At 30.4% G+C, this 22,588-nt stretch carries 11 protein-coding genes, 2 tRNA genes and 3 rRNA genes; 6 read left to right on the forward strand and 10 right to left on the reverse strand.

What is annotated here, in order from left to right:
* Positions 1-6: 6 nt before the first annotated feature.
* From carA to dnaE, 5 genes are all read right to left on the reverse strand, one after another.
* A complete protein-coding gene (gene carA / locus H0H74_RS01625) occupies positions 7-1,095 on the reverse strand; it encodes a glutamine-hydrolyzing carbamoyl-phosphate synthase small subunit (RefSeq protein ID WP_185848981.1) in 1,089 nt (362 codons plus the stop codon).
* The gene (locus H0H74_RS01630) at positions 1,080-2,237 is read right to left on the reverse strand and encodes an aspartate aminotransferase family protein (protein WP_185848982.1); all 1,158 of its coding nucleotides are present in this window, start codon (positions 2,235-2,237) and stop codon (positions 1,080-1,082) included. Before H0H74_RS01630 ends, carA begins: the two co-directional genes overlap by 16 nt.
* A gap of 1 nt (position 2,238) precedes the next feature.
* On the reverse strand, positions 2,239-3,213 hold the full coding sequence (gene argC, locus H0H74_RS01635) for an N-acetyl-gamma-glutamyl-phosphate reductase (protein ID WP_185848983.1): 975 nt from the start codon (positions 3,211-3,213) through the stop codon (positions 2,239-2,241).
* A complete protein-coding gene (locus H0H74_RS01640; protein ID WP_185848984.1) occupies positions 3,210-4,985 on the reverse strand; it encodes an argininosuccinate synthase domain-containing protein in 1,776 nt (591 codons plus the stop codon). The genes argC and H0H74_RS01640 overlap by 4 nt, the downstream gene beginning before the upstream one ends.
* Before the next feature lie 160 nt (positions 4,986-5,145).
* The gene (dnaE, locus tag H0H74_RS01645; protein ID WP_185848985.1) at positions 5,146-9,444 is read right to left on the reverse strand and encodes a DNA polymerase III subunit alpha; all 4,299 of its coding nucleotides are present in this window, start codon (positions 9,442-9,444) and stop codon (positions 5,146-5,148) included.
* Between the two features lie 159 nt (positions 9,445-9,603).
* On the opposite strand from dnaE, the gene rpsA reads away from it, so the two are divergent.
* Complete coding sequence (gene rpsA, locus H0H74_RS01650) at positions 9,604-11,415, forward strand: 30S ribosomal protein S1 (RefSeq protein ID WP_185848986.1); 1,812 nt, start codon at positions 9,604-9,606, stop codon at positions 11,413-11,415.
* Between the two features lie 16 nt (positions 11,416-11,431).
* Positions 11,432-13,144: a ribonucleoside-diphosphate reductase subunit alpha gene (locus H0H74_RS01655; protein WP_185848987.1), complete on the forward strand. Its 1,713-nt coding sequence runs from the start codon at positions 11,432-11,434 to the stop codon at positions 13,142-13,144.
* A gap of 20 nt (positions 13,145-13,164) precedes the next feature.
* On the opposite strand, the gene rrf is transcribed toward H0H74_RS01655, so the two are convergent.
* The 5 genes from rrf to H0H74_RS01680 form a co-directional block, all read right to left on the reverse strand.
* Positions 13,165-13,275: ribosomal RNA gene (gene rrf, locus H0H74_RS01660) — 5S ribosomal RNA — on the reverse strand.
* Between the two features lie 52 nt (positions 13,276-13,327).
* Positions 13,328-16,243 (reverse strand): 23S ribosomal RNA (locus H0H74_RS01665).
* 60 nt (positions 16,244-16,303) lie between these two features.
* Positions 16,304-16,377: transfer RNA gene (locus H0H74_RS01670), tRNA-Ala, on the reverse strand.
* A 46-nt stretch (positions 16,378-16,423) separates the two neighbouring features.
* Positions 16,424-16,497 (reverse strand) — tRNA-Ile (locus H0H74_RS01675).
* Between the two features lie 94 nt (positions 16,498-16,591).
* A 16S ribosomal RNA gene (locus H0H74_RS01680) occupies positions 16,592-18,125 on the reverse strand.
* Together the 16S, 23S and 5S rRNA genes with 2 tRNA genes alongside form the textbook arrangement of a ribosomal RNA operon.
* Positions 18,126-18,406: 281 nt before the next feature.
* On the opposite strand from H0H74_RS01680, the gene queA reads away from it, so the two are divergent.
* From queA to H0H74_RS03175, 4 genes are read left to right on the forward strand one after another with little or no spacing between them, the layout of a single operon-like run.
* Entirely contained in the window at positions 18,407-19,450 is a 1,044-nt protein-coding gene (queA, locus tag H0H74_RS01685) for a tRNA preQ1(34) S-adenosylmethionine ribosyltransferase-isomerase QueA (RefSeq protein WP_185848988.1), read from the forward strand.
* A gap of 26 nt (positions 19,451-19,476) precedes the next feature.
* Positions 19,477-20,454 (forward strand): polyprenyl synthetase family protein, encoded by a 978-nt coding sequence (locus tag H0H74_RS01690; protein ID WP_185848989.1) that lies wholly within the window; start codon positions 19,477-19,479, stop codon positions 20,452-20,454.
* Between the two features lie 17 nt (positions 20,455-20,471).
* A complete protein-coding gene (locus H0H74_RS03170) occupies positions 20,472-20,681 on the forward strand; it encodes a toprim domain-containing protein (protein ID WP_394798655.1) in 210 nt (69 codons plus the stop codon).
* A gap of 17 nt (positions 20,682-20,698) precedes the next feature.
* Positions 20,699-22,582 (forward strand): type IA DNA topoisomerase, encoded by a 1,884-nt coding sequence (locus tag H0H74_RS03175; RefSeq protein WP_394798662.1) that lies wholly within the window; start codon positions 20,699-20,701, stop codon positions 22,580-22,582.
* Positions 22,583-22,588 lie beyond the last annotated feature (6 nt).

Raw genomic sequence — 22,588 nt, forward strand, 5'->3', positions numbered from 1 at the left:
CTTTAATTATTTATTTTGTTTAATTGAATCTACAAAAAAATCGAATAAAAATTCAGTATCTCTAGGTCCACTTGAAGCTTCTGGATGAAACTGTACCGAAAAAAAAGGTTTATCATTATGAATGATTCCTTCGCAAGTGTCATCATTTAAATTTTTAAAAAATACTTTCCATTCTCTAGAAAGATTTTTTTCATCTAAAACATATCCGTGATTTTGTGATGTGATAAAACTTTTTCCTGTTTCTAATGACAAAACTGGTTGATTATGACTCCTATGTGCATATTTCAATTTATAAGTATCTCCTCCTGCTGCTATACCCAAAAGTTGATTTCCCAAACATATGCCAAATATAGGTTGTTTTTTTTTCATAACTATACGAAGATAATCTATCGGTTTTTTATAAATCTTAGGATTTCCAGGTCCATTAGAAAGAACCAATCCATCATATTTTTCTTTCGTAAAATCATAATTCCATGGAACTCTGATAATAGAACAATCTCTTCGTAAAAGACAACGTAATATATTATTCTTTAACCCAAAATCTACAAGTAGTATTTTGTATTTTCCATTTCCATATATAATTTTCTTGTGTATCGAAACTTTTTCAGAAAGATTATCCTGATTCGGATCATAAAAAGGAAGATCTTCTTTTTCCATCAAAATTTTACCTAACATAGATCCTCCATTTTTCCTAAGTTTCTTTGCAAGAAATCTAGTATCTACACCATATAATCCAGGAATTCCATTTTCATACAACCAATTTGATAAGGATTGATTCATATTCCAATGATACGGACGATTCGAATAATAAGAAATGATAAGTCCGGACACTTGAATTCTATCGGATTCATAAAATTCAGAAATAGATTTTTCACTGTAAGAATAAGAAGGAATTCCATAGTTTCCTATTATGGGATAAGTAAAAGTTAGTATTTGACCTTTGTAAGAAGGATCTGTTATACTTTCTGGATAACCAGTCATAGCTGTATTAAATACAACTTCTCCAGAAGAGGAGACTGGAGCTCCAAAATGAGAAGCTTCATATCTAGTTCCATCTTCCAATACTAGTATCGCTTTTTTTATTTTATTTTCCATTTTTTTATAGATACATACGCTAAGGCATTTTTTAATTTTTTCAGGAATAATTTAATATGATCTTCATTAATATTTAATGGAGGAAGTAATCGTAAAACATATGGATTATTAGATGTACCGACAAATACTTTTTCTTTATAAATTAAAATATTTTTCAAATCCTGAATAGGAAAATTAAATTTTAACCCTATCATAAGCCCTCTCCCCCTAACTTCATTAATCTCAGGAATGAGACGCAATTCTTGTAACAAGATTTTTCCCATTTTTTTAGCGTTTTCAATTAAATTTTCTTTTTTAATAATTTCCAATACAGCAATACCAGCTGTGCAAGCTAAATGATTTCCTCCAAAAGTTGTTCCTAACATTCCATAATATGGTTGGAATTTAGGATGTATAAGCACTCCTCCTATAGGAAATCCATTTCCCATACCTTTAGCTACAGTAATTAAATCTGGTTTTATAGAATAAAATTGATGAGAAAAAAAAGATCCTGTTCTCCCATATCCACTTTGAACCTCATCTATAATCAATACTGTATCATATTTTCTGCAAAAATTTTCAATTTTATAAAAAAAATTTAATCCGGGATCTATAATTCCAGATACACCTTGTATTCCTTCAGTAATTACAGCACAAATATCTTGATTTTTTAATTCTTTTTCCAAAGAATCAAAATCAAGATAATCTAGAAATATGGTTTCATGTTGAGCATTAAAAGGGGATATAAATTTATAATTATCTGTTACAGAAAGACTTCCACTTGTTCTTCCATGAAAAGAACCTTTAAAAGCAATAACTTTTTTTTTACCTGTATGAAAAGAAGCTATTTTCAATGCATTTTCATTAGATTCTGTTCCAGAATTGCATACAAATAATGAATAATCTTCATATCCTGAAATCTTTCCAAGAAGATTAGATAATTTTTTTTTTTGATAAATACAAACGCTATTAGAATAATAGGATATTTTATGAATTTGTTCTATCAGAGCATTCACATAATATGGATGTGAATGTCCTACAGAAATCACAGCATGTCCTCCATAAAAATCTAAATACATATTTCTTTGTAAATCAAAAACATAAACGCCTTTGCTTGTACTTAATTCTATATCTAGAATAGGGTAAACGTCAAATAATTTCATTTTAAAAACGAACGGATTTTAATCTTAAACCACAAGTCTCATCTAACCCAAACATAAGATTCATATTTTGTATAGCTTGACCAGAAGCTCCTTTTATGAGATTATCTATGATACTGATAACAATTAGTTGATCTTTTTCTTTAAGAAGATATAAAATACATTTATTGGTATTGATCACTTGTTTAATATCAACATTAATATCAGAAATCTTTACAAATGGATGATTTTTATAATATTTTTTATATATTTCTTGATTTCTTTCTAAAGAAAGAACAGAATGAGTATATAAAGTAGTTATAATTCCTCTAGAAAAATTTCCTCTGTAAGGTACAAAATAAATTTTAGAATAAAAATTGTTTTGTACTTGATAAATGGTTTGTTCAATTTCCTTCAAATGCTGATGTTTAAAAATTTTATAAGAAGAAATATTATTATTTCTTAAACTAAAATGATTTATGTCGCTCAGTCTTCTTCCAGATCCTGTAGAACCTGTTATGGCACTAATATGAATATCTTTTTCTAATAATTTATTTTTAGCTAATGGTAAAAGAGCTAAAAGAATAGCTGTGGCAAAACATCCAGGATTAGCTATATTATTGGATTTTTTTATTGTTTCTTTTTGCAATTCTGGTAATCCATAGACAAAATTTCTATTGTTAAAAATGGATTGAATATTGATTCTGAAATCTTGACTCAAATCAATCACTTTTATATTTTCTGATATGTTATTCAATTCTTTTCTGGATTGTCCATGTCCAGAACAAAGAAATACAATCTCTATTTCTTTGCTTAAATCACGGGTAAACTTTATGTTTTTCATTTCTCCTAACAAATCTTGATGGACCAAATGAATCAATTTTCCCGGATGACTTTTGCTAACTATACTTTTAATATGAGTTTTGGGATGATGAATCATCAATCTAATCAATTCTCCAGCAGTGTATCCAGTTCCTCCTATAATGCCTATTTCAATCATTCTTCTTTTTTATTTAAATTGTGATACATTTTCATTTGATTGCTCAAAATTTTTGTAAAACCCTTAACATCTTCTGCTGTCCAAGCATAATTCATTTCTCCATATTTAGCCATGTTAGATGATGTCATTAAATCAAATTTAGATTTGATCCCTACTAAATGGAATCTATAAGGATAAAGAATAATATCTACAATTCCGGTTAATCTTTCTTGTGTACTTTTTAAAAATTTTTCTATATCACGCATAACAGGATCTAAATATTGAGCTTCATGAAGTAACATGCCATACCAATTAGATAATTGGTCTTTCCAATAAAGTTGCCATTTTGTAAGAATATGTTTTTCCAACAAATGATGAGCTTTTATAATAATAATAGCAGCTGAAGCTTCGAATGCGACTCTTCCTTTAATTCCTAAAATAGTGTCTCCTATATGAATCCCTCTTCCTATAGCAAATTCTGAAGCGATTTTTTCAATTTTTATTATATTTTTTACAGCTTTTCCTTTTTCTTTATTAACACTTACTAATTCTCCCTTTTCAAATTCTAATTCTAAGTTCTCACTTTTTTCTCTTTTTAATTTTGTTGGATAAGCCTTTTCCGGAAAATCGTGATAAGAAGTAAGGGTTTCCTTTCCTCCTATACTCGTCCCCCAAATTCCTTTGTTAATAGAATATTTAGCTTGATCCCAACAAATAGATACTCCTTGATTTTTCAAATATTCAATTTCTTCTTCTCTAGATACTTTCATTTCTCTTATGGGAGATAAAATTATTTTGTCTGGACAAATGATTTGAAAAGCTATATCAAATCTAATTTGATCGTTTCCTGCTCCTGTACTTCCATGAGCAATTGCTTTTGCTTGAATATAAGTGGCATATTGTGCTATTTTAATAGCCTGAAAAATTCTTTCGGAACTTGCTGAAAGTGGATAAGTGTTATTCTTGAGGATGTTTCCGAATATAAGATATTTTATACAATTTTGATAGTATTCTTCTATGGCATCAATAGTTTTGTGAGATTTAGATCCAATGTTTAAAGCTCTTTTCTCAATTTTATCTAATTCATCCTTCTTAAAACCCCCCGTATTAATAATAACTGTATGAACTTCATATTTTTCTTCCTGTATTAAATATTTTAAACAAAAAGAGGTATCTAAACCGCCACTATAAGCTAAAACAATTTTATCTCCAGTATATAAATCATTTTTATCTTTCTTATTTTTATGTTTTTGATTATTATCATCCGTATTTGGATTGTATAAAAGACCAGTACATAAACACATTTTTCTTTGATTTCTAGTTAAAATATCAAAGTTTACACAACTTTGACATCCTTTCCAAAACTCTTCTGAATGAGTCAATTCACTAAAAGAAACAGGCTTAAACCCCAATTCCGTATTAATTTTAATAACTGGATTACTTGTTGTAATACTAAAAATTTTAGAATTTGGAAATTTTTTTCTGGAAAGTTTAAAAATTTCGATTTTAATAATTTTCGCCAATCCTTGTTTTCTAAATTCAGGAAAAACAATTAAACCGGAATTAACAACAAATTCTTCATTCTGAAAAGTTTCAAGATAGCTAAATCCCGCTAGTTTTTCATCATAAAAAGCAATAACCGCATTTCCATGAATCATTTTTGATTTAATATACTCTGGATCTTTTTTTGCAATTCCAGTCTTCCTTATTTTTGCTGACTCCTTAATTTTTTTGCAAATTAAGAAAGCATATTTCGTATCCTCTTCATGAGATACTCTAACTTTTATTTTCATCTTTGTAAGAACACACTAAGAACTTAAGAAAAAAAATAAATGCGTTTTCCCGATTGGGAGTAGAATAATGCTTCATATATTTATTTTACTTTTCTGTGACCAAATACAAATTTAATAAAGTCTTTTTAATTAATGTAAGTCTTTACAATCTAGATGAGTTTTAGTTTAAGCAAAAATCTAATCCTTTTATTTTTTCCAATTTTTTTAAAAAACTTGAGTTAACATTTATTTCATATTTTATAGATTCAAAATTTAAAAAAATTTGATCTTCTTTATCATAAAGAACTATATTCAATTTTTTATTTCCTATTTGTTGAGAAAAAAGTTTTTCTATATTGTTAATAAATACATTATTTAAACTGTTTATATTGATTTTTATTATCAGTTTGTAAACCAATTTTTTTAAAACATTTTGTAAATTTTCTATATGTATAATGTTTATTTTATATTTTTGATATTTTGATTTATCAATAGAAATACATAAATACAACGGATTATTGTGAATCAAAAAAGACTCATATTTAAAATATTGTTGTCCATAAATCCTGAATTCTTTAGAAGAATTATAATCTTCTAATAAAAAAATACCATATTTAATTCCATTTTTTATGTATGTTTTTTTTTCTATTTTGGATAAAATTCCAGATACATACATTTTTTCTCCTATAAGGAAAGATTCCTTCTTATTTAATTGTTCTAAAGAGATATTCGTAAAATATTTCATTTCATAATAAAAATCATCTAAAGGATGTGCAGATGTATAAACACCTAACACTTCTTTTTCTTTGGATAATTTATATATGTTATTCCATAAATCACATCTCATAATAATAGGTTGATCTACTTTATTTTTTGTTTTTTGTAATTTAGATCCAAATCTAATAATTTTCTCTAAAGTGCTTAATTTATCATCAGGTCCAATATGAAAATATTGTTCTCTATAAATATGAAAACGGTCTAAAGATCCGGATAAAATTAAACTCTCTAAAGTTTTTTTATTCACTACACGCAAATCTATTCTTTTAACTAGATTAAAAATAGAGGTGTATAATCCGTTTTTTTTCCTTTCTTGAAGAAGAATTTTTACAGCATTTTTTCCAACTCCTTTTATCCCCGCAAGACCAAATCTAATATGATTATAATCAGTCACTTTAAAAAAAGAATCACTTTCATTTATATCTGGACTGATTACAGATATATTCATTTTTTTACATTCTTCTATGAAGAAAGTAAGCTGTTTAATATTATCCATATTATTACTTAATACAGAAGCCATATATTCACATGGAAAATGTGCTTTTAAATAAGCAGTTTGAAAAGCTATATAAGCATAACATGTCGCATGAGATTTATTAAAAGCATAACAAGAAAAATATTCCCAATCTTTCCATATTTTTTCTAATTTATTTTTAGGATAACCTTTTTTCATAGCTTGGTAAAGAAACAAATTTCTCATTTTGTTCAGTTTTTCTTTTTGTTTTTTCCCCATAGCTATTCTAAGAATATCCGCTTCTCCTTTACTAAAATCAGCGATCTTTTGAGCTATTAGCATGACTTGTTCTTGATATATCGTGATTCCATAAGTTTCTTTTAAAAATTCTTCCATCTCTGGTAAATCATAAGTAATAGCTTCTTTCCCATGTTTTCTGGATATAAAATTAGGAATGTATTGTAAAGGACCTGGTCTATACAATGCTGTCATTGCAATTAAATCATCAAATTTATCAGGTTTTAGTTTACGTAAATATTTCTGCATACCTGGAGATTCATATTGAAAAACGGCTATAGTTTCTCCTTTTTGAAAAAGATGATAAGTTTTCTCATCTTCTAAAAAAAATGAATCCTCTGTCAAATTAATATGTTTACGTTTTTTTTTTATAAGATTTATTGCGTCTTTAATAATAGTAAGAGTTTTCAAACCTAAAAAATCCATTTTCAATAATCCAGCATGTTCCACCACATGATTATCAAATTGCGTAAGCAATAAATCTGATTCTTTTGACACAGACACTGGAATATATTCTTGAATATCATCTGGACTTATTATGATTCCACAAGCATGGACCCCTGTGCTTCTTATAGTTCCTTCCAAAATTTCTGCTTGTTGTAAAACTTTTCCCTCCAATGTATCTTTATTTTTTGCAATGTCTCTCAATCTTTGTATGTTGTTCAATTCTTCTTTATTTATCTTTTCTTGTATATTTTTTTTAGATAAAATTGTTTTTAATGAAAACATATTAGGGACCATTTTTGCCATACGATCTGTATCTTTTAGAGGTAAATCTAATACACGTCCAGTATCTCTTATGGATGATTTTGCTCCCATTGTTGCATATGTTATAATTTGTGCTACTTGATGTTTCCCATATTTTTGAACAACCCATTCAATAATTTTTTCACGTCCTCTATCATCAAAATCAATGTCAATGTCTGGTAAAGAAATTCTATCCGGATTTAAAAATCGTTCGAACAGCAGATTATATTTCATCGGATCTATGTTGGTTATTTCTAAACAATAAGCAACAATAGATCCTGCGACTGAACCTCTTCCAGGACCTACTGAAATATTCATTTTTCTAGCTTGAGAAATAAAATTATGAACAATTAAAAAATAACCAGGATAGCCAAGTTTTTCTATTGTTTTTAGCTCAAAAAAAATTCTTTCTTGAATTTGATTAGTAATATTTTTATAACGTTTTTTAGCTCCATCAAAAGTTATTTTTTTTAAAAATCGATTCTCTCCTCTATTTCCTCCATCTCTTTTATCTATAGAATCTTCAAAAGATTTTGGAATTTGAAATTTGGGAAGCAATATTTTGTGCGAAAGATGATAAGATTCAATTTTATTAACCAATTCTTCTAGAAAATCAAAAGATTCTGGAAGATCAAAAAATATTTTTTTCATTTCTTCCGTATTCTTGAAATAAAATTCATGGTTTGGAAAACCAAATCTATAACCTATTCCTTTTCCTATAGGAGTTAATTGTTTTTCTACATTTTTTACACAAAGTAAAATATCATGAGCATTTGCTTCCTTTTTATCTAAATAAAAAGTATTATTTTGTATAATATATTTTACATGATATTTTTTTGAAAATTTCAGTAATACATTATTTACATAATCTTCTTCTTCTAAACCATGACGCAATAATTCTATGTAAAAATCATCTCCGAAAAGATCCTTCCACCATAAAAAAATTTTCTCAGCTTTTCTTTCTCCATAATTCAGAATAGTATATGGAATTTCTGCATTTAAATCTCCAGTAAGAGCAATTAAATTTTCCTTATATTTTTCTATCAACTTTTTTGCAACTCTAGGAATTCCAGCATACAAACCTTCTGTAAAACCCAACGAACAAAGTTTTGCTAAATTATGGTAACCTTTTTTATTTTTAGATAGAAGAACTTGTTTATATCGTTTATCTGGGGCTTCTTTAGTAAACTTTTTTTGTAAATAATTATCTGAAATAAATACTTCACAACCTACGATTCCTTTAATTGATTTTTTTGGATAATATTTTTTGTTTATGGAATGAATAGCATTTAAAAAATGAAAAACACCCATCATGTTTCCATAATCTGTTATGCCTACAGCTGGCATGTTCAAGTCCATAGCTCTTTCTACTAGAGATTGAATGTTTATAGTAGAATAAAGAATAGAAAAATAAGTATGATTATGAATATGAGAATACTTTTTTTTATCCAATTTTTCCTTTAATATCTCATTATTGTTAAATAAAATTTTTTCTTTTTTTTCTACTTTTTCTTTTTCTAAGTAAGAGTCAGAATGATCTTTTTTAAAAAAAACTACAGAAGAAGAAATTTTTTTGGAATATTTATTTCTGAATTTCAAGATGGTATCTTTATCTACTCCTACATCTTTATGTGATATTATTCCAATACGTAATAGTTCTAAAAAAGAACGTGCTGTAGCTTTAACATCATTTGATGCATTATGTAAATTTGGAATTTTTTCTTCAAAAAGTTTTTGATATAATTCAGATAATGTAGGCCATTTCAATTTTTTTCCACTTCCTGATAATTTGCAATAAGGAGTGGAAATTTCTTTAGTATCTAGTATTTTTTTTCTTTTAAAAGAAATTTCTTTTTTTTTTCTGAAAAATTCACATTCAATAACTTTTATATCAAATTTTAAATTATGTCCAATGAAGCATTGAGATTTCTCAAAAGATTTTTGAAATTCATGTAGAACAAAATTTAAATCAACTCCATATTTTTTTGCTATTTTATTAGTGATTCCATGAATTTTAAAAGCATTAAAAGGAATATCATAATGATCCGGTTTTACAATAAAATTTTTGAATTCTATTAAATCGCCTATAACATTATGACTTTGCCATGAAATTTGCACTATTCTTGGCCAATTTTCTACATGAATTATTGGAAGATTATAGGATACAGGCAATCCTGTGGTTTCGGTATCAACAATGAGGTACATTTTATTTGAATTAGTAGAAAAAGTTACTGAAAAATTATTAGTTTTGTATTACCTGTTTTTTTATTAAATAAAATAAATAAACGAGAATACTAAAACGACTTTCTCTGTCCATATATGTATTTTTTATGGATAAAAAATAGCGAAAAAATAATAAAAATTATGTCTAATCAAACCGAAGAAATAAAAAGAAAATCACCCCCTTCATATGAAATAAAAAATGAAAAACTGGACGATCAGATAAATATAAAAACAAGTTTCGATTGGACGAAATATGAAACTCATTTAAACAATGAGATACAAGAAGAAAGAAAAAAATTGGAAAAAATATACACAAAAACTTTACCAGATGTTCAAGAATTAGAAATATATCAAGGAATTATAACACATATTTCGGATAAAACTATTATTGTAGATATTGGATTTAAAGCAGAAGGCGCCATTCCTATAAGTGAATTTAGAGAAAATTTTAATATTCAAGTTGGAAGTAAAATAGAAGTGATGGTTGTTAAAATTGATTATAAAGGACAATGTATTCTTTCGTATCAAAAAGCGAAAATGCTAAGAAACTGGCAACGTATTAATGAAGCATACGAAAAATCGGAGGTTATATTAGGTTATGTTGCAGCTAGAACAAAAGGAGGATTAATTGTTGAAATATTTGATATAGAATGTTTTTTACCTGGATCACATATCAATGTGAAACCTGTTCGGGATTATGATACTTATGTTGGAAAAACTATGGAAGTAAAAGTAGTTAAGATCAATAAAAAAACGAAAAATGTTGTTGTTTCTCATAAAGTATTAATAGAAAGAGATATTGAAGAGCAAAGAAAAGAAATGATATCAAAGTTAGATAAAGGTCAAGTATTAGAAGGTAAAATCAAAAATATTCTTCCTTATGGTGCTTTTGTAGATTTAGGGGGTGTAGATGCTTTACTCCATATTACCGATATGAGTTGGCCGCATATTAACCATCCTACAGAAATAGTTCAGTTAGAACAGGAATTAAAATTTGTTGTATTAGGAGTAGATAAAGACAAAAATCGTGTACAATTAGGATTAAAACAATTGCAACCCCATCCTTGGAATTCTTTAGATCAAAATTTAAAAGTAGGAAGCAAAGTAAAAGGAAAAGTAAGTGTTTTAGCTGATTATGGAGCTTTTATTGAGATCAAACCAGGTGTAGAAGCATTATTGCATATTAGTGAAATGTCTTGGTCTTCCGATTTATCTTCTACTCAAGATTTTGTACAAATAGGGGATGAGTTGGAAGCTGTTATATTAACCATAGATCGTCAAGAAAGAAAAATGTCTTTAAGCGTCAAACAATTAACTCAAGATCCTTGGATTAATATTCAAGAAAAATATCCTATAGGATCAAAACATACTGGAATTGTAAAAAAATTTACAAATTTTGGAGTTTTTTTGGAATTGGAACAAGGTATCTCTGGAATGATTTACACTAATGATCTTTCATGGATTAAAAAAATTAAACATTCTTCTGAATTTTGCAGTATAAATGATAAGTTGAAGGTCATTGTACTTGCTTTAGACACTCAAGCAAGGAGATTAAATTTAGGACATAAGCAATTAACAGAAAATCCATGGGAAAAATATGAAAAAATTTATTATGTAGGAAGTATTCATAATGGAATAATCTCAAGTTTATTTGAGAAGGGTGCTTCTGTAAAATTTACAGAAGATCAAAAAATAGAAGCTTTTGTCCCATTACGTTTTTTAGAAAAAAAAGATGGCACTTCTTTAAAAAAAGGAGAAAAAGCTAATTTTAAAATCATTGAATTTAATAAAGAAACTAAAAAAATTGTGATATCTCATACATCTGTTTATCGTGATCAGGATCAGAAAAAAGAGCAACGTGTGAGAAATAGAAAATTTGAGAGATCCACTTTAGGTGATATAGCAGGATTAGCTAAACTAAAAGAACAAATAGAAAAAGAAAAAAATAAATAGTTCTAAAATAAAGTAAATGGAAACACACCCTATTGCAGAAAAAGAAGGATGGAAAGTAGGAAAAGATTTTCCTGTTTGGGCTAATAATGAATTATATTTAACTACAATTAAAGGGGGATACTTGTTGGATGGAGAAACTCCTTTTGAGGCATATAAAAGATTGTCGAAAAATGCTGCAAGAATTTTAAAAAAACCGAAAATGGAAGGAGAATTTTTTAATATTTTTTGGAAAGGTTGGCTAATTCCTTCTACTCCAGTTATGGTGAATCTTGGAACAGAAAAAGGTTTACCTATTAGTTGTTTCTCTGGAAGAATTGGGGATAGTATGTACGAAATATATAGAAAAAATTTAGAAATGGCTATACTTAGTAAACATGGTGGAGGGACATCTTATGATTTTAGTTTAGTTAGACCTGTAGGTAGTTCTATTAAAAATGGAACATTAGGAACTTCCGACGGAATTATTCCCTTTATTAAATCATATGATAGTGCTATAGTAGCTAGCAAACAAGGTAGAACGCGTAGAGGCGCTGTGGCTATTTATTTGAATATAGAACATAAAGAATATACGGAATTCCTAAAAATAAGAGAACCCAAAGGAGATATTAATCGTCAGTGTCATAATGTTCATCAAGGAGTAATAATTTCTAATTCTTTTATGGAAAAGGTATTAAAAAAAAATGGAAAAGAACGAGCTATGTGGATTGATACTCTTAAAGAACGTGTTAAAACTGGAGAACCCTATCTTTTTTTTAAAGAAAATGCTAATAAAAATATTCCAGAACATTGGAAAAAACACGGATTAAAAATACATCATAGCAATCTATGTTCAGAAATTATGTTACCAACAGATGAAAATCATACACTTGTATGCTGTCTCTCTTCTTTGAATTTATATAAATATGTAGAATGGAAAAATACAAATACTGTTTTTTATGCCATTTTATTTCTTGATGCAGTTATGCAAGAGTTTATTGATAAAGGAAAACATATACGGGGGATAGAAGATGCCGTTCGTTTTGCAGAAAAAAGTAGAGCTTTAGGTCTAGGAACCTTAGGTTGGCATTCGTATTTACAATCTAATATGATTCCTTTTATATCTGTTAAATCTGAAATGTTAACGCACAATATATTTAGTAATATACAATTAGAATCTCAAAAAGCTACTAAATATTTGGCTAAAGAATATGGAGAATCTGAATGGAACATAGGAACAGGAAGGAGAAATTTAACTTTAATGGCTATGGCTCCTAATAGGAGTTCTGCTAAATTAGCTGGAGGTCTTTCTCAAGGTGTAGAACCTTTAGCTGCAAACATATATGTAGATGATGATTCAAAAGGAATGCATATTCGTAAAAATCCTTATTTGGAAAAAATACTCATAAAAAATGGATATAACATTCCAGAAGTTTGGGAACAAATAGCTAATGAAAAAGGATCTTGTCTTGGATTAACTGCTCTTAGTGAAGAACAAAAAAATGTTTTTAGATGTTTTAAAGAAATTAATCAATTAGAATTAATTAAACAAGCTAGCATCCGACAAAAATATATTGATCAAGGACAAAGTATAAATCTTTCTTTTCATCAAAATACTCCAGCTAAATATATAAATAAAGTACATCTTGAAGCTTGGAAAATAGGTTTGAAAAGTCTTTATTATTATAGAAGTGAAAGTATTCTGCGCGCAGATACCGGTAATCGAGATTTGTATTCTAAAAGTTTGTTGTAATTAATATAATTAAAAAAAAACAAGGGCGGCGACTTACTCTCCCGGAATTAACCAGTACCATCAGCGCTAATGTGTTTCACTTCTCTGTTCGGAATGGGAAGAGGTGGGCCCACATTGCTATAACCACCCAAATAATTATAATAATGCTAAAAAAGACATAACATAATATACTTTTCATGATAAATTAAAAAGCTTACGGGTAATTAGTACTACTCAGCTATGATATTACTATCTTTACACTTGTAGCCTATCAACGTTGTCATCTTCAACGACCCTTAAAAGAAGCCTAATCTTGTGGTGAGTTTCGCACTTATATGCTTTCAGTGCTTATCTCTTCCGAACATAGCTACTCAGCGATGCACCTGGCGATACAACTGATACACCAGAGGTTCGTCCAATTCGGTCCTCTCGTACTAGAATCAGGTCCACTCAAGCTTCTAACGCTCGCAATAGATAGAGACCGAACTGTCTCACGACGTTCTGAACCCAGCTCGCGTGCCACTTTAATGGGCGAACAGCCCAACCCTTGGGACCTTCTTCAGCCCCAGGATGTGACGAGCCGACATCGAGGTGCCGAACCTCCCCGTCGATGTGAGCTCTTGGGGGAGACTAGCCTGTTATCCCCGGAGTACCTTTTATCCTTTGAGCGATGGCCCTTCCACACGGAACCACCGGATCACTATGCCCTACTTTCGTACCTGATCGACTTGTAAGTCTCACAGTCAAGCACCCTTATGCCATTATACTCTACACACGATTACCAAACGTGTTGAGGGTACCTTTGGAAGCCTCCGTTACCTTTTTGGAGGCGACCACCCCAGTCAAACTACCCACCACGCAATGTCCTCAATTTTTTTGATTGAGTTAGATTTCAATTAAAAAAAGGGTGGTATTTCAAGGACAACTCCACACTGCCTAGCGACAACGTTTCAAAGTTTCCCACCTATTCTACACATTTTTTAATCAAAACCAATACGAAGCTATAGTAAAGGTTCACAGGGTCTTTTCGTCCCATTGCGAGTAATCGGCATCTTCACCGATATTACAATTTCACCGAGCTCACGGCCGAGACAGTTTCCAGATCGTTACACCATTCGTGCAGGTCGGAACTTACCCGACAAGGAATTTCGCTACCTTAGGACCGTTATAGTTACGGCCGCCGTTTACTGGGGCTTCAGTTAAAAGCTTTGCCGAAGCTAACCCTTTTCTTTAACCTTCCAGTACTGGGCAGGTGTCAGACCCTATACATCATTTTTCAATTTAGCAGAGTCCTATGTTTTTGATAAACAGTCGCCTGGATCTCTTCGCTGCGGCCTTTCTTAATTAAAAATTAAAAAAGGCTACCTTTCTCCCGAAGTTACAGGTTCATTTTGCCTAGTTCCTTAGCCGTGAATCACTCGAGCACCTTAGGATTCTCTCCTCAACTACCTGTGTCGGTTTTGGTACGGGTTGCTTTTATCTGAAGCTTAGAGGCTTTTCTTGGAAGTTCTTACCTGTACTATCCACTCGCCCGAAAGCTTGTGGTACTATTGTAGATGAGCAAAATACACGGATTTTCCAATATATTTTATACCTAACTACTTCAACGTACACATCCGTTCGTACGCGACAGTTTCATTACTCCGTCCCCCCATCGCAATAAAAGCAAGTACCGGAATATTAACCGGTTTTCCATCAATTACACCTTTCGATTTCATCTTAGGGACCGACTAACCCTCAGCTGATTAACATGGCTGAGGAATCCTTAGTTTTTCGGTGTACGGGTTTCTCGCCCGTATTATCGTTACTTATACCTACATTTTCTTTTGTAAAAGCTCCACCACACCTTACGACATGGCTTCTATGCCATTACAATGCTCCCCTACCGATTAATTATATAAATATAATCAATCCCATAGTTTCGGCGATATATTTTATGCCCGATTATTATCCATGCCCAGTCACTCGACTAGTGAGCTGTTACGCACTCTTTAAATGAATAGCTGCTTCCAAGCTAACATCCTAGCTGTCTCAGCAACTGAACTTCGTTTATTCAACTTAATATATACTTGGGGGCCTTAACTGATGGTCTGGGTTGTTTCCCTCTTGGACATGGACCTTAGCACCCATGCCCTCACTACCGTGAAACATAATAACAGCATTCGGAGTTTGTCAGGAATAAGTAGGTGGTGAAACCCCTTCATCCAATCAGTAGCTCTACCTCTGTATTATTTCACACGATGCTGCACCTAAATGCATTTCGGGGAGTACGAGCTATCTCCGAGTTTGATTGGCCTTTCACCCCTATCCACAAGTCATCCGAAGACTTTTCAACGTCAACCGGTTCGGTCCTCCACTATGTGTTACCACAGCTTCAACCTGCTCATGGATAGATCACTCGGTTTCGCGTCTAATCCTTCCGACTATACGCCCTATTCAGACTTGCTTTCGCTACGGCTCCATAGCTGAACTACTTAACCTTGCCGAAAAAATTAACTCGTAGGTTCATTATGCAAAAGGCACGACGTCACTTCACGAAGAAGCTCCGACAGCTTGTAAGCGTATGGTTTCAGGATCTATTTCACCCTTCTATTCGAAGTACTTTTCACCTTTCCCTCACGGTACTAGTTCACTATCGGTCTCTGAGTAGTATTTAGCCTTACCGGATGGTCCCGGCAAATTCAGACAAGATTTCCCGTGTCCCGTCCTAATCAGGTTTCCTACTTATGTAATTTTTCCATTTCGCATACAGGATTATCACCTTCTATGATTGATTTTTCCAAATCATTCTGCTATAGAAAAATAGTCTTTTTATTGTAGACCTACAACCCCACTATAGCCTAGACTATAATGGTTTGGGCTATTCCGCTTTCGCTCGCCACTACTAACAGAATCACTATTGTTTTCTTTTCCTCTAGATACTTAGATGTTTCAGTTCTCTAGGTTCGCTTTACTAAAAAAAGTAATATCATATTATTAATTCACATGATAGGTTTCCCCATTCGGAAATCTGCGGATCAATTCGTATGTGCCAATCCCCGCAGCTTATCGCAGCTTATCACGTCCTTCTTCGCCTCTCAGAGCCAAGGCATCCACCATACGCCCTTTATTAGCTTTTTGTAATTTCATCATTCATTGTATATTATGTATGTCAAAGAACTTTACTAAAGTCAAGAAAAATGGAGAATATCGGAGTCGAACCGATTACCTCCTGCGTGCAAAGCAGGCGCTCTAGCCAACTGAGCTAATTCCCCCTACTATTACTATATAAAAATAAATAAGTAAATAAAATATATATAATAGTCTCGCGCGGAATTGAACCGCGGACCTCTACATTATCAGTGTAGCGCTCTAACCATCTGAGCTACGAGACTGATTATAATCAATCTCCACTTATTAACTATTTTTTTTAAAAAAAGCTCCTAGCCCAATTTTTACTAGATTTTTTTAATAAGAAAAATACTCTAAAAAAGAGATGTTCCAGCCGCACCTTCCGGTACGGCTACCTTGTTACGACTTAGCCCCAGTTATCGATTTTACCTTAAGCAGCTCCTTTTATGGTCACCGATTTCAGGTACCCCCGACTTCCATGGCTTGACGGGCGGTGTGTACAAGGCCCGGGAACGTATTCACCGCATCATGGCTGATATGCGATTACTAGCGATTCCAACTTCATAGAGTCGAGTTGCAGACTCCAATCCGAACTGAGATCGGCTTTTAGAGATTAGCTTCTGATCGCCCAGTAGCAACCCTTTGTACCGACCATTGTAGCACGTGTGTAGCCCAAGGTATAAGAGCCGTGATGATTTGACGTCATCCCCACCTTCCTCTCGACTTACGTCGGCAGTCTTGTTAGAGTCCCCGACATTATTCGCTGGCAACTAACAATGAGGGTTGCGCTCGTTGAGGGACTTAACCCAACACCTCACGGCACGAGCTGACGACAACCATGCAGCATCTTGTACTCCGTCCGAAGACTAAACTATTTCTAATTTATTCGTAGTACATTTAAACCTTGGTAAGGTTCCTCGCGTATCATCGAATTAAACCACATGCTCCACCGCTTGTGCGGGCCCCCGTCAATTCCTTTGAGTTTCAGCCTTGCGACCGTACTCCCCAGGTGGATCACTTATCACTTTCGCTTAGTCACTGAAAAATATAATCCAACAACTAGTGATCATCGTTTACGGCGTGGACTACCAGGGTATCTAATCCTGTTTGCTCCCCACGCTTTCGTGCCTCAGCGTCAGTATAGACTTAGTAACCTGCTTTCGCGATCGGTGTTCTGTGTGATATCTATGCATTTCACCGCTACACCACACATTCCAGCTACTCCAATCTCACTCAAGTCTATCAGTATCAATAGCCATTTTAACAGTTAAGCTGCAATATTTCACTACTGACTTAATAAACCGCCTACGCACCCTTTAAACCCAATAAATCCGGATAACGCTTGTGTCCTCCGTATTACCGCGGCTGCTGGCACGGAGTTTGCCGACACTTATTCGTATAGTACATTCACAATTCTTATCGCGTAAGAATTTTTATTCCTAAACAAAAGCAGTTTACAACCCGTAAGGCATTCTTCCTGCACGCGGCGTGGCTGGTTCAGAGTTTCCTCCATTGACCAATATTCCTCACTGCTGCCTCCCGTAGGAGTCTGGTCCGTGTCTCAGTACCAGTGTGGGGGATCACCCTCTCAGGCCCCCTACCGATCATTGTCTTGGTAAGCCTTTACCTCACCAACTAACTAATCGGGCGCACGCCCATCTTTTGCCGCATTTCTGCTTTAATAATAAAATCATGCGATTTTATTATGCTATAGAACATTAATCCAAGTTTCCTCAGGCTATTTTCTAGCAAAAGGTAGGTTACGTACGTGTTACGCACCCGTACGCCGGTCGCCATCAAAATCTATACAGATTTCATGCTGCCCCTCGACTTGCATGTGTTAAGCCCGCCGCTAGCGTTCATCCTGAGCCAGGATCAAACTCTCCGTTGTAAAAAAAAATTAATATCAAATACGCAAAACCTTATCAAAAAATCCTGAAATCTCAGGTCTAGAAGCTTATTTCTTTAAATTTCTTGAATAATATATTAAAGAACAATAAAAATATAAACATTATTTCTTCAAATACACAATTATACATTTTTTTTTCAAAAAAAAAAAGTTTTTTACTTCATACTTCCATATTAAAAATATATATATATTTTTTTTGTTAAAAAAAAAATAATCTAATTTTATGGAATAGATAATGTCACAAATTTTCTAATTCATTAGATATGAGAACTTCAGATTTCGATTTTATTTATCCTACAAACCTTATCGCTGAATTTCCTGTTCAAGAAAGAGATGAATCTAAATTAATGATTATTCATAGAAAAAATCAAAAAATAGAACATAAATTATTTAAAAATTTATATGAATATTTTGAAGAAGGAGATACCCTTATCCTCAATAATACCAAAGTATTTCCAGCAAGATTATTTGGAAATAAAGAAAAAACAGATGCTAAAATAGAAGTTTTTTTACTTAGAGAACTAGATCCAAAAGATAGAACATGGGATGTCTTAGTCGATCCTGCAAGAAAAGTTAGAGTAGGAAATAAATTAAATTTTGGATTTGGATTAACAGGAGAAGTTATAGACAACACAACTTCTAGAGGAAGAATTTTACAACTTAATTTTAATGGAAATCATGAAGAACTTATAAAAAAAATAAAAGAATTAGGGAGAACTCCTTTACCTAAATACATTAATAGGAAACCAGAAAAAAACGATGAAAAACGTTATCAAACTGTATATGCAAGAAAAGAAGGGTCTGTAGCTGCACCTACAGCAGGATTGCATTTTTCAAAACATTTATTAAAAAAATTAGAAATAAAAGGGATCAATCTTGCAGAAATCACCCTACACTTAGGGTTAGGAAGTTTTCTTCCAGTGGAAGTAGAAGATATATCAAAACATAAAATGGATTCCGAAAAATGTTCTATAAATGAAAATGCATGTAAAATCATAAATCTCTCTATACAAAAAAAAAAACGAATTTGTGCAGTTGGGACCTCTTCTATGAGAGCTATAGAAAGCTCTGTTTCTTCTAATAAAAATTTAAATCCATTTCATGGATGGACTAATAAATTTATTTTTCCTCCTTATAATTTTAGTATAGCTAATTCTATGATTACAAATTTTCATATGCCTAAATCTACATTACTTATGATGACAGTTGCTTTTGCAGGTTTTGATTTAACAATGAAAGCATATCAAATAGCAATAAAAGAAAAATATAGATTTTATTCTTACGGAGATGCTATGTTAATATTATAAAAAAAATCATATGTCATTATGATATTATGAAAATTATCTTAGAAAAAATAAAAATTACTATAAAGAAAGAAATAAGAGAATTTGAAAAGCAATTTACAGATGTAATTAAAAGTAACGTTCCTCTTATAAATCAAATTACTCATTATATTACTCATAGAAAAGGAAAACTAATTCGTCCTATATTTGTTTTTTTAATAGCTAAAATGTTAGGAACAATACAAAAAAAAACATATCATACTGCTTGTTTAATTGAATTAATACATACGGCAACACTAGTACATGATGATGTAGTAGATAACAGTTTACTTCGTCGTGGTTCCTCGTCTATTAATGCTATATGGAAAAACAAAATAGCTGTTTTAATTGGAGATTATTTACTTTCTAAAAGTCTTTTAATTGCAACAAACAATAATTATTATGATTTACTAAAAATTGTCTGCAAAACAATAAAAAATATGAGTGAAGGTGAATTGTTACAAATGGAAAAATCTAAAAATTTAGATATTTCTGAAAGGATTTACAATCAAATTATTTATCATAAAACAGCAAGTTTAATTGCGGCTTCTTGTGAAGCAGGAGCACGTTCAGTTAATACAGATGAAAAAACTGCTTTAAAAATGAGAGAGTTTGGAATTTTTACGGGAATAGCTTTTCAAATCAAAGATGATTTATTTGATTATGAAGAAAAAAATAAACACGTAATAGGAAAACCTGTCGGAATAGATTTAAAAGATAAAAAAATAACACTTCCACTTATTCATACCCTTCAAAAAGCTTCTGAAAAGGATCAAAAAAATATATTGAATTATATCAAAAATTATGATGAAGAAAAAAGATGTAAAATAATTGATTATGTAAAAAAATATAAAGGATTAGAATATGCTACTCAAAAAATGATTAAATTCCGTAATAATGCATTAAAAATTTTGGAAAAATATCCAGAAGGAACAATCAAAAAAGCGTTAAAAATGATGGTAAATTTTATTGTAGAAAGAAATCAATAAATTCAAGAATTAATTATATGAAAAAAAACTTAGTCATTGTAGAATCACCTACTAAAGCTCATACAATACAAATATTTCTTGGAAAAGATTATCATGTAGTATCTAGTTATGGACATATTATAGATCTACCGGAAAAAAAAATAGGAGTTAAAATTAAAAAAAATTTTGAACCTGACTATGTAATTTTATCCAAAAAAAAAAAATTGTTCAAAATCTTAAAATATTAATAAAAAATTACGAAATCATTTGGTTAGCTTCTGATGAGGATAGAGAAGGTGAAGCCATAGCATATCAAATTTATAAGACATTTAACATTCCTGATAAAAAATACAGAAGAATCGTATTTCATGAAATTACAAAAAAAGCAATTTATAATGCTATAGAAAATCCAAGATCAATTGATTATAATTTAGTTTATGCTCAACAAACTAGACGGATAATAGATCGGTTAGTCGGTTTTCAATTATCTCCTATTTTATGGAGAAAAATAAATACAGGTCTTTCTGCAGGAAGAGTTCAATCTGTAGCAGTAAGACTCATAGTAGAACAAGAAAAAAAAATTCAAAATTTTATTCCTTTTTTAATTTATCAAATACACGGAGTTTTTACTAATCTTGAACATAAAATAATTTTCAATGCTAAATTAGAAAAAAAAATAGAGGATAAAAAAAATATGAAAAATATTTTAACATTATGTGTTAACAGTATTTTTACTGTAAAAAATATTACTGTAAAAAAAGAAAAAAAATGTCCTCCAGCCCCGTTTACTACTTCTTCTTTACAACAAGAAGCTTGTAACAAATTAAACTATTCTATATCTCAAACAATGTTATTAGCTCAAAAATTATATGAAAAAGGATTTATTACATATATACGAACAGATAGTACAAATTTATCAAAAAGTATATTATTAGAAATCAAAAATTATGTGCTTTCTTCATATGGAAAAAAATATTTGTCTATAAAAAATTTTTCTAAAAAAGCAAAAAAATTTTCTCAAGAAGCTCACGAAGCAATTCATCCTACAATTATTAATTTTAATGAAAATTATTTAGAGTCTTTAGATATGTTTCAAAAACGTCTTTATAAACTCATATGGGAACGAACAATTATAGGACAAATGACAGATGCTATTTTTGAAAAAAAAGATGTTTATATTCAATCTTCTCATTTTAAAAATTTTTTTATTTGTACAAAAAAAACAATATTATTTGATGGATTTATGATAATATCAAATAAAGGAAAAAAAGAAAAATCTGATATTGATATTTTAAAAGAAGGTTATATTTTAGAAAAAAAAGAAATTACAGCTAAACAAATTGTTAAAAATCGTCTATATAGATACAATGAAGCTAGTTTAGTTCAAAAATTGGAAAAATTAGGAATAGGAAGACCTTCCACTTATGTTCCTATAATATCCACTATTCAAAAAAGAAATTATGTTAATATACAAAAAATTTCAAAAAAAATAGAAATCCGTGAAACTTTTATTTTAAAAGAAAATTTAATTATTAAGAAAAATGATCAAATTACTGAAATGGAAAAAAATAAATTTTTCCCCACAGAAATGGGAATTTTAACTACTGATTTTTTAAAGAAAAATTTTCGTGAAATAATAAATTATGATTTTACTGCAAATTTGGAAAAAAATTTTGATATCATAGCTAAAGGAAAACAATCTTGGATCAAAACTATTGAAAACTTTTATGATGAATTTCATAAAAAAATACAATATGTTAAAAACAATGTTGATAAAATTCATAAAGAACGTTTTCTTGGAAAAGATCCAATATCTAATAAAAAAATTTTTGCAAAAATTGCGAGATATGGTCCTATTGTTCAAATGGGAGAATTTAATAAAAAAGAGAAACCTAAATTCTCTCCTTTATTAAATAGACAAAAAATAGAAACAATTTCTCTTTCAGAAGCTTTGAAAATTCTAGAACTACCTAAATCATTGGGGTTTTTTGAAAAAAAAGAAGTTTTATTAAAAATAAACAAATACAATATTTATATAAAATATAACAATAAATCAATTCCAATTGATGAAAAAATATTTTTCAACAATTTGTTAAATTTAGAACGAGTTATTAATATAATAATTGAAAACCGGAATAAAATAAATTGAATAATT

The organism is Blattabacterium cuenoti (assembly GCF_014251315.1).
GTDB lineage: Bacteria > Bacteroidota > Bacteroidia > Flavobacteriales > Blattabacteriaceae > Blattabacterium > Blattabacterium cuenoti_AJ.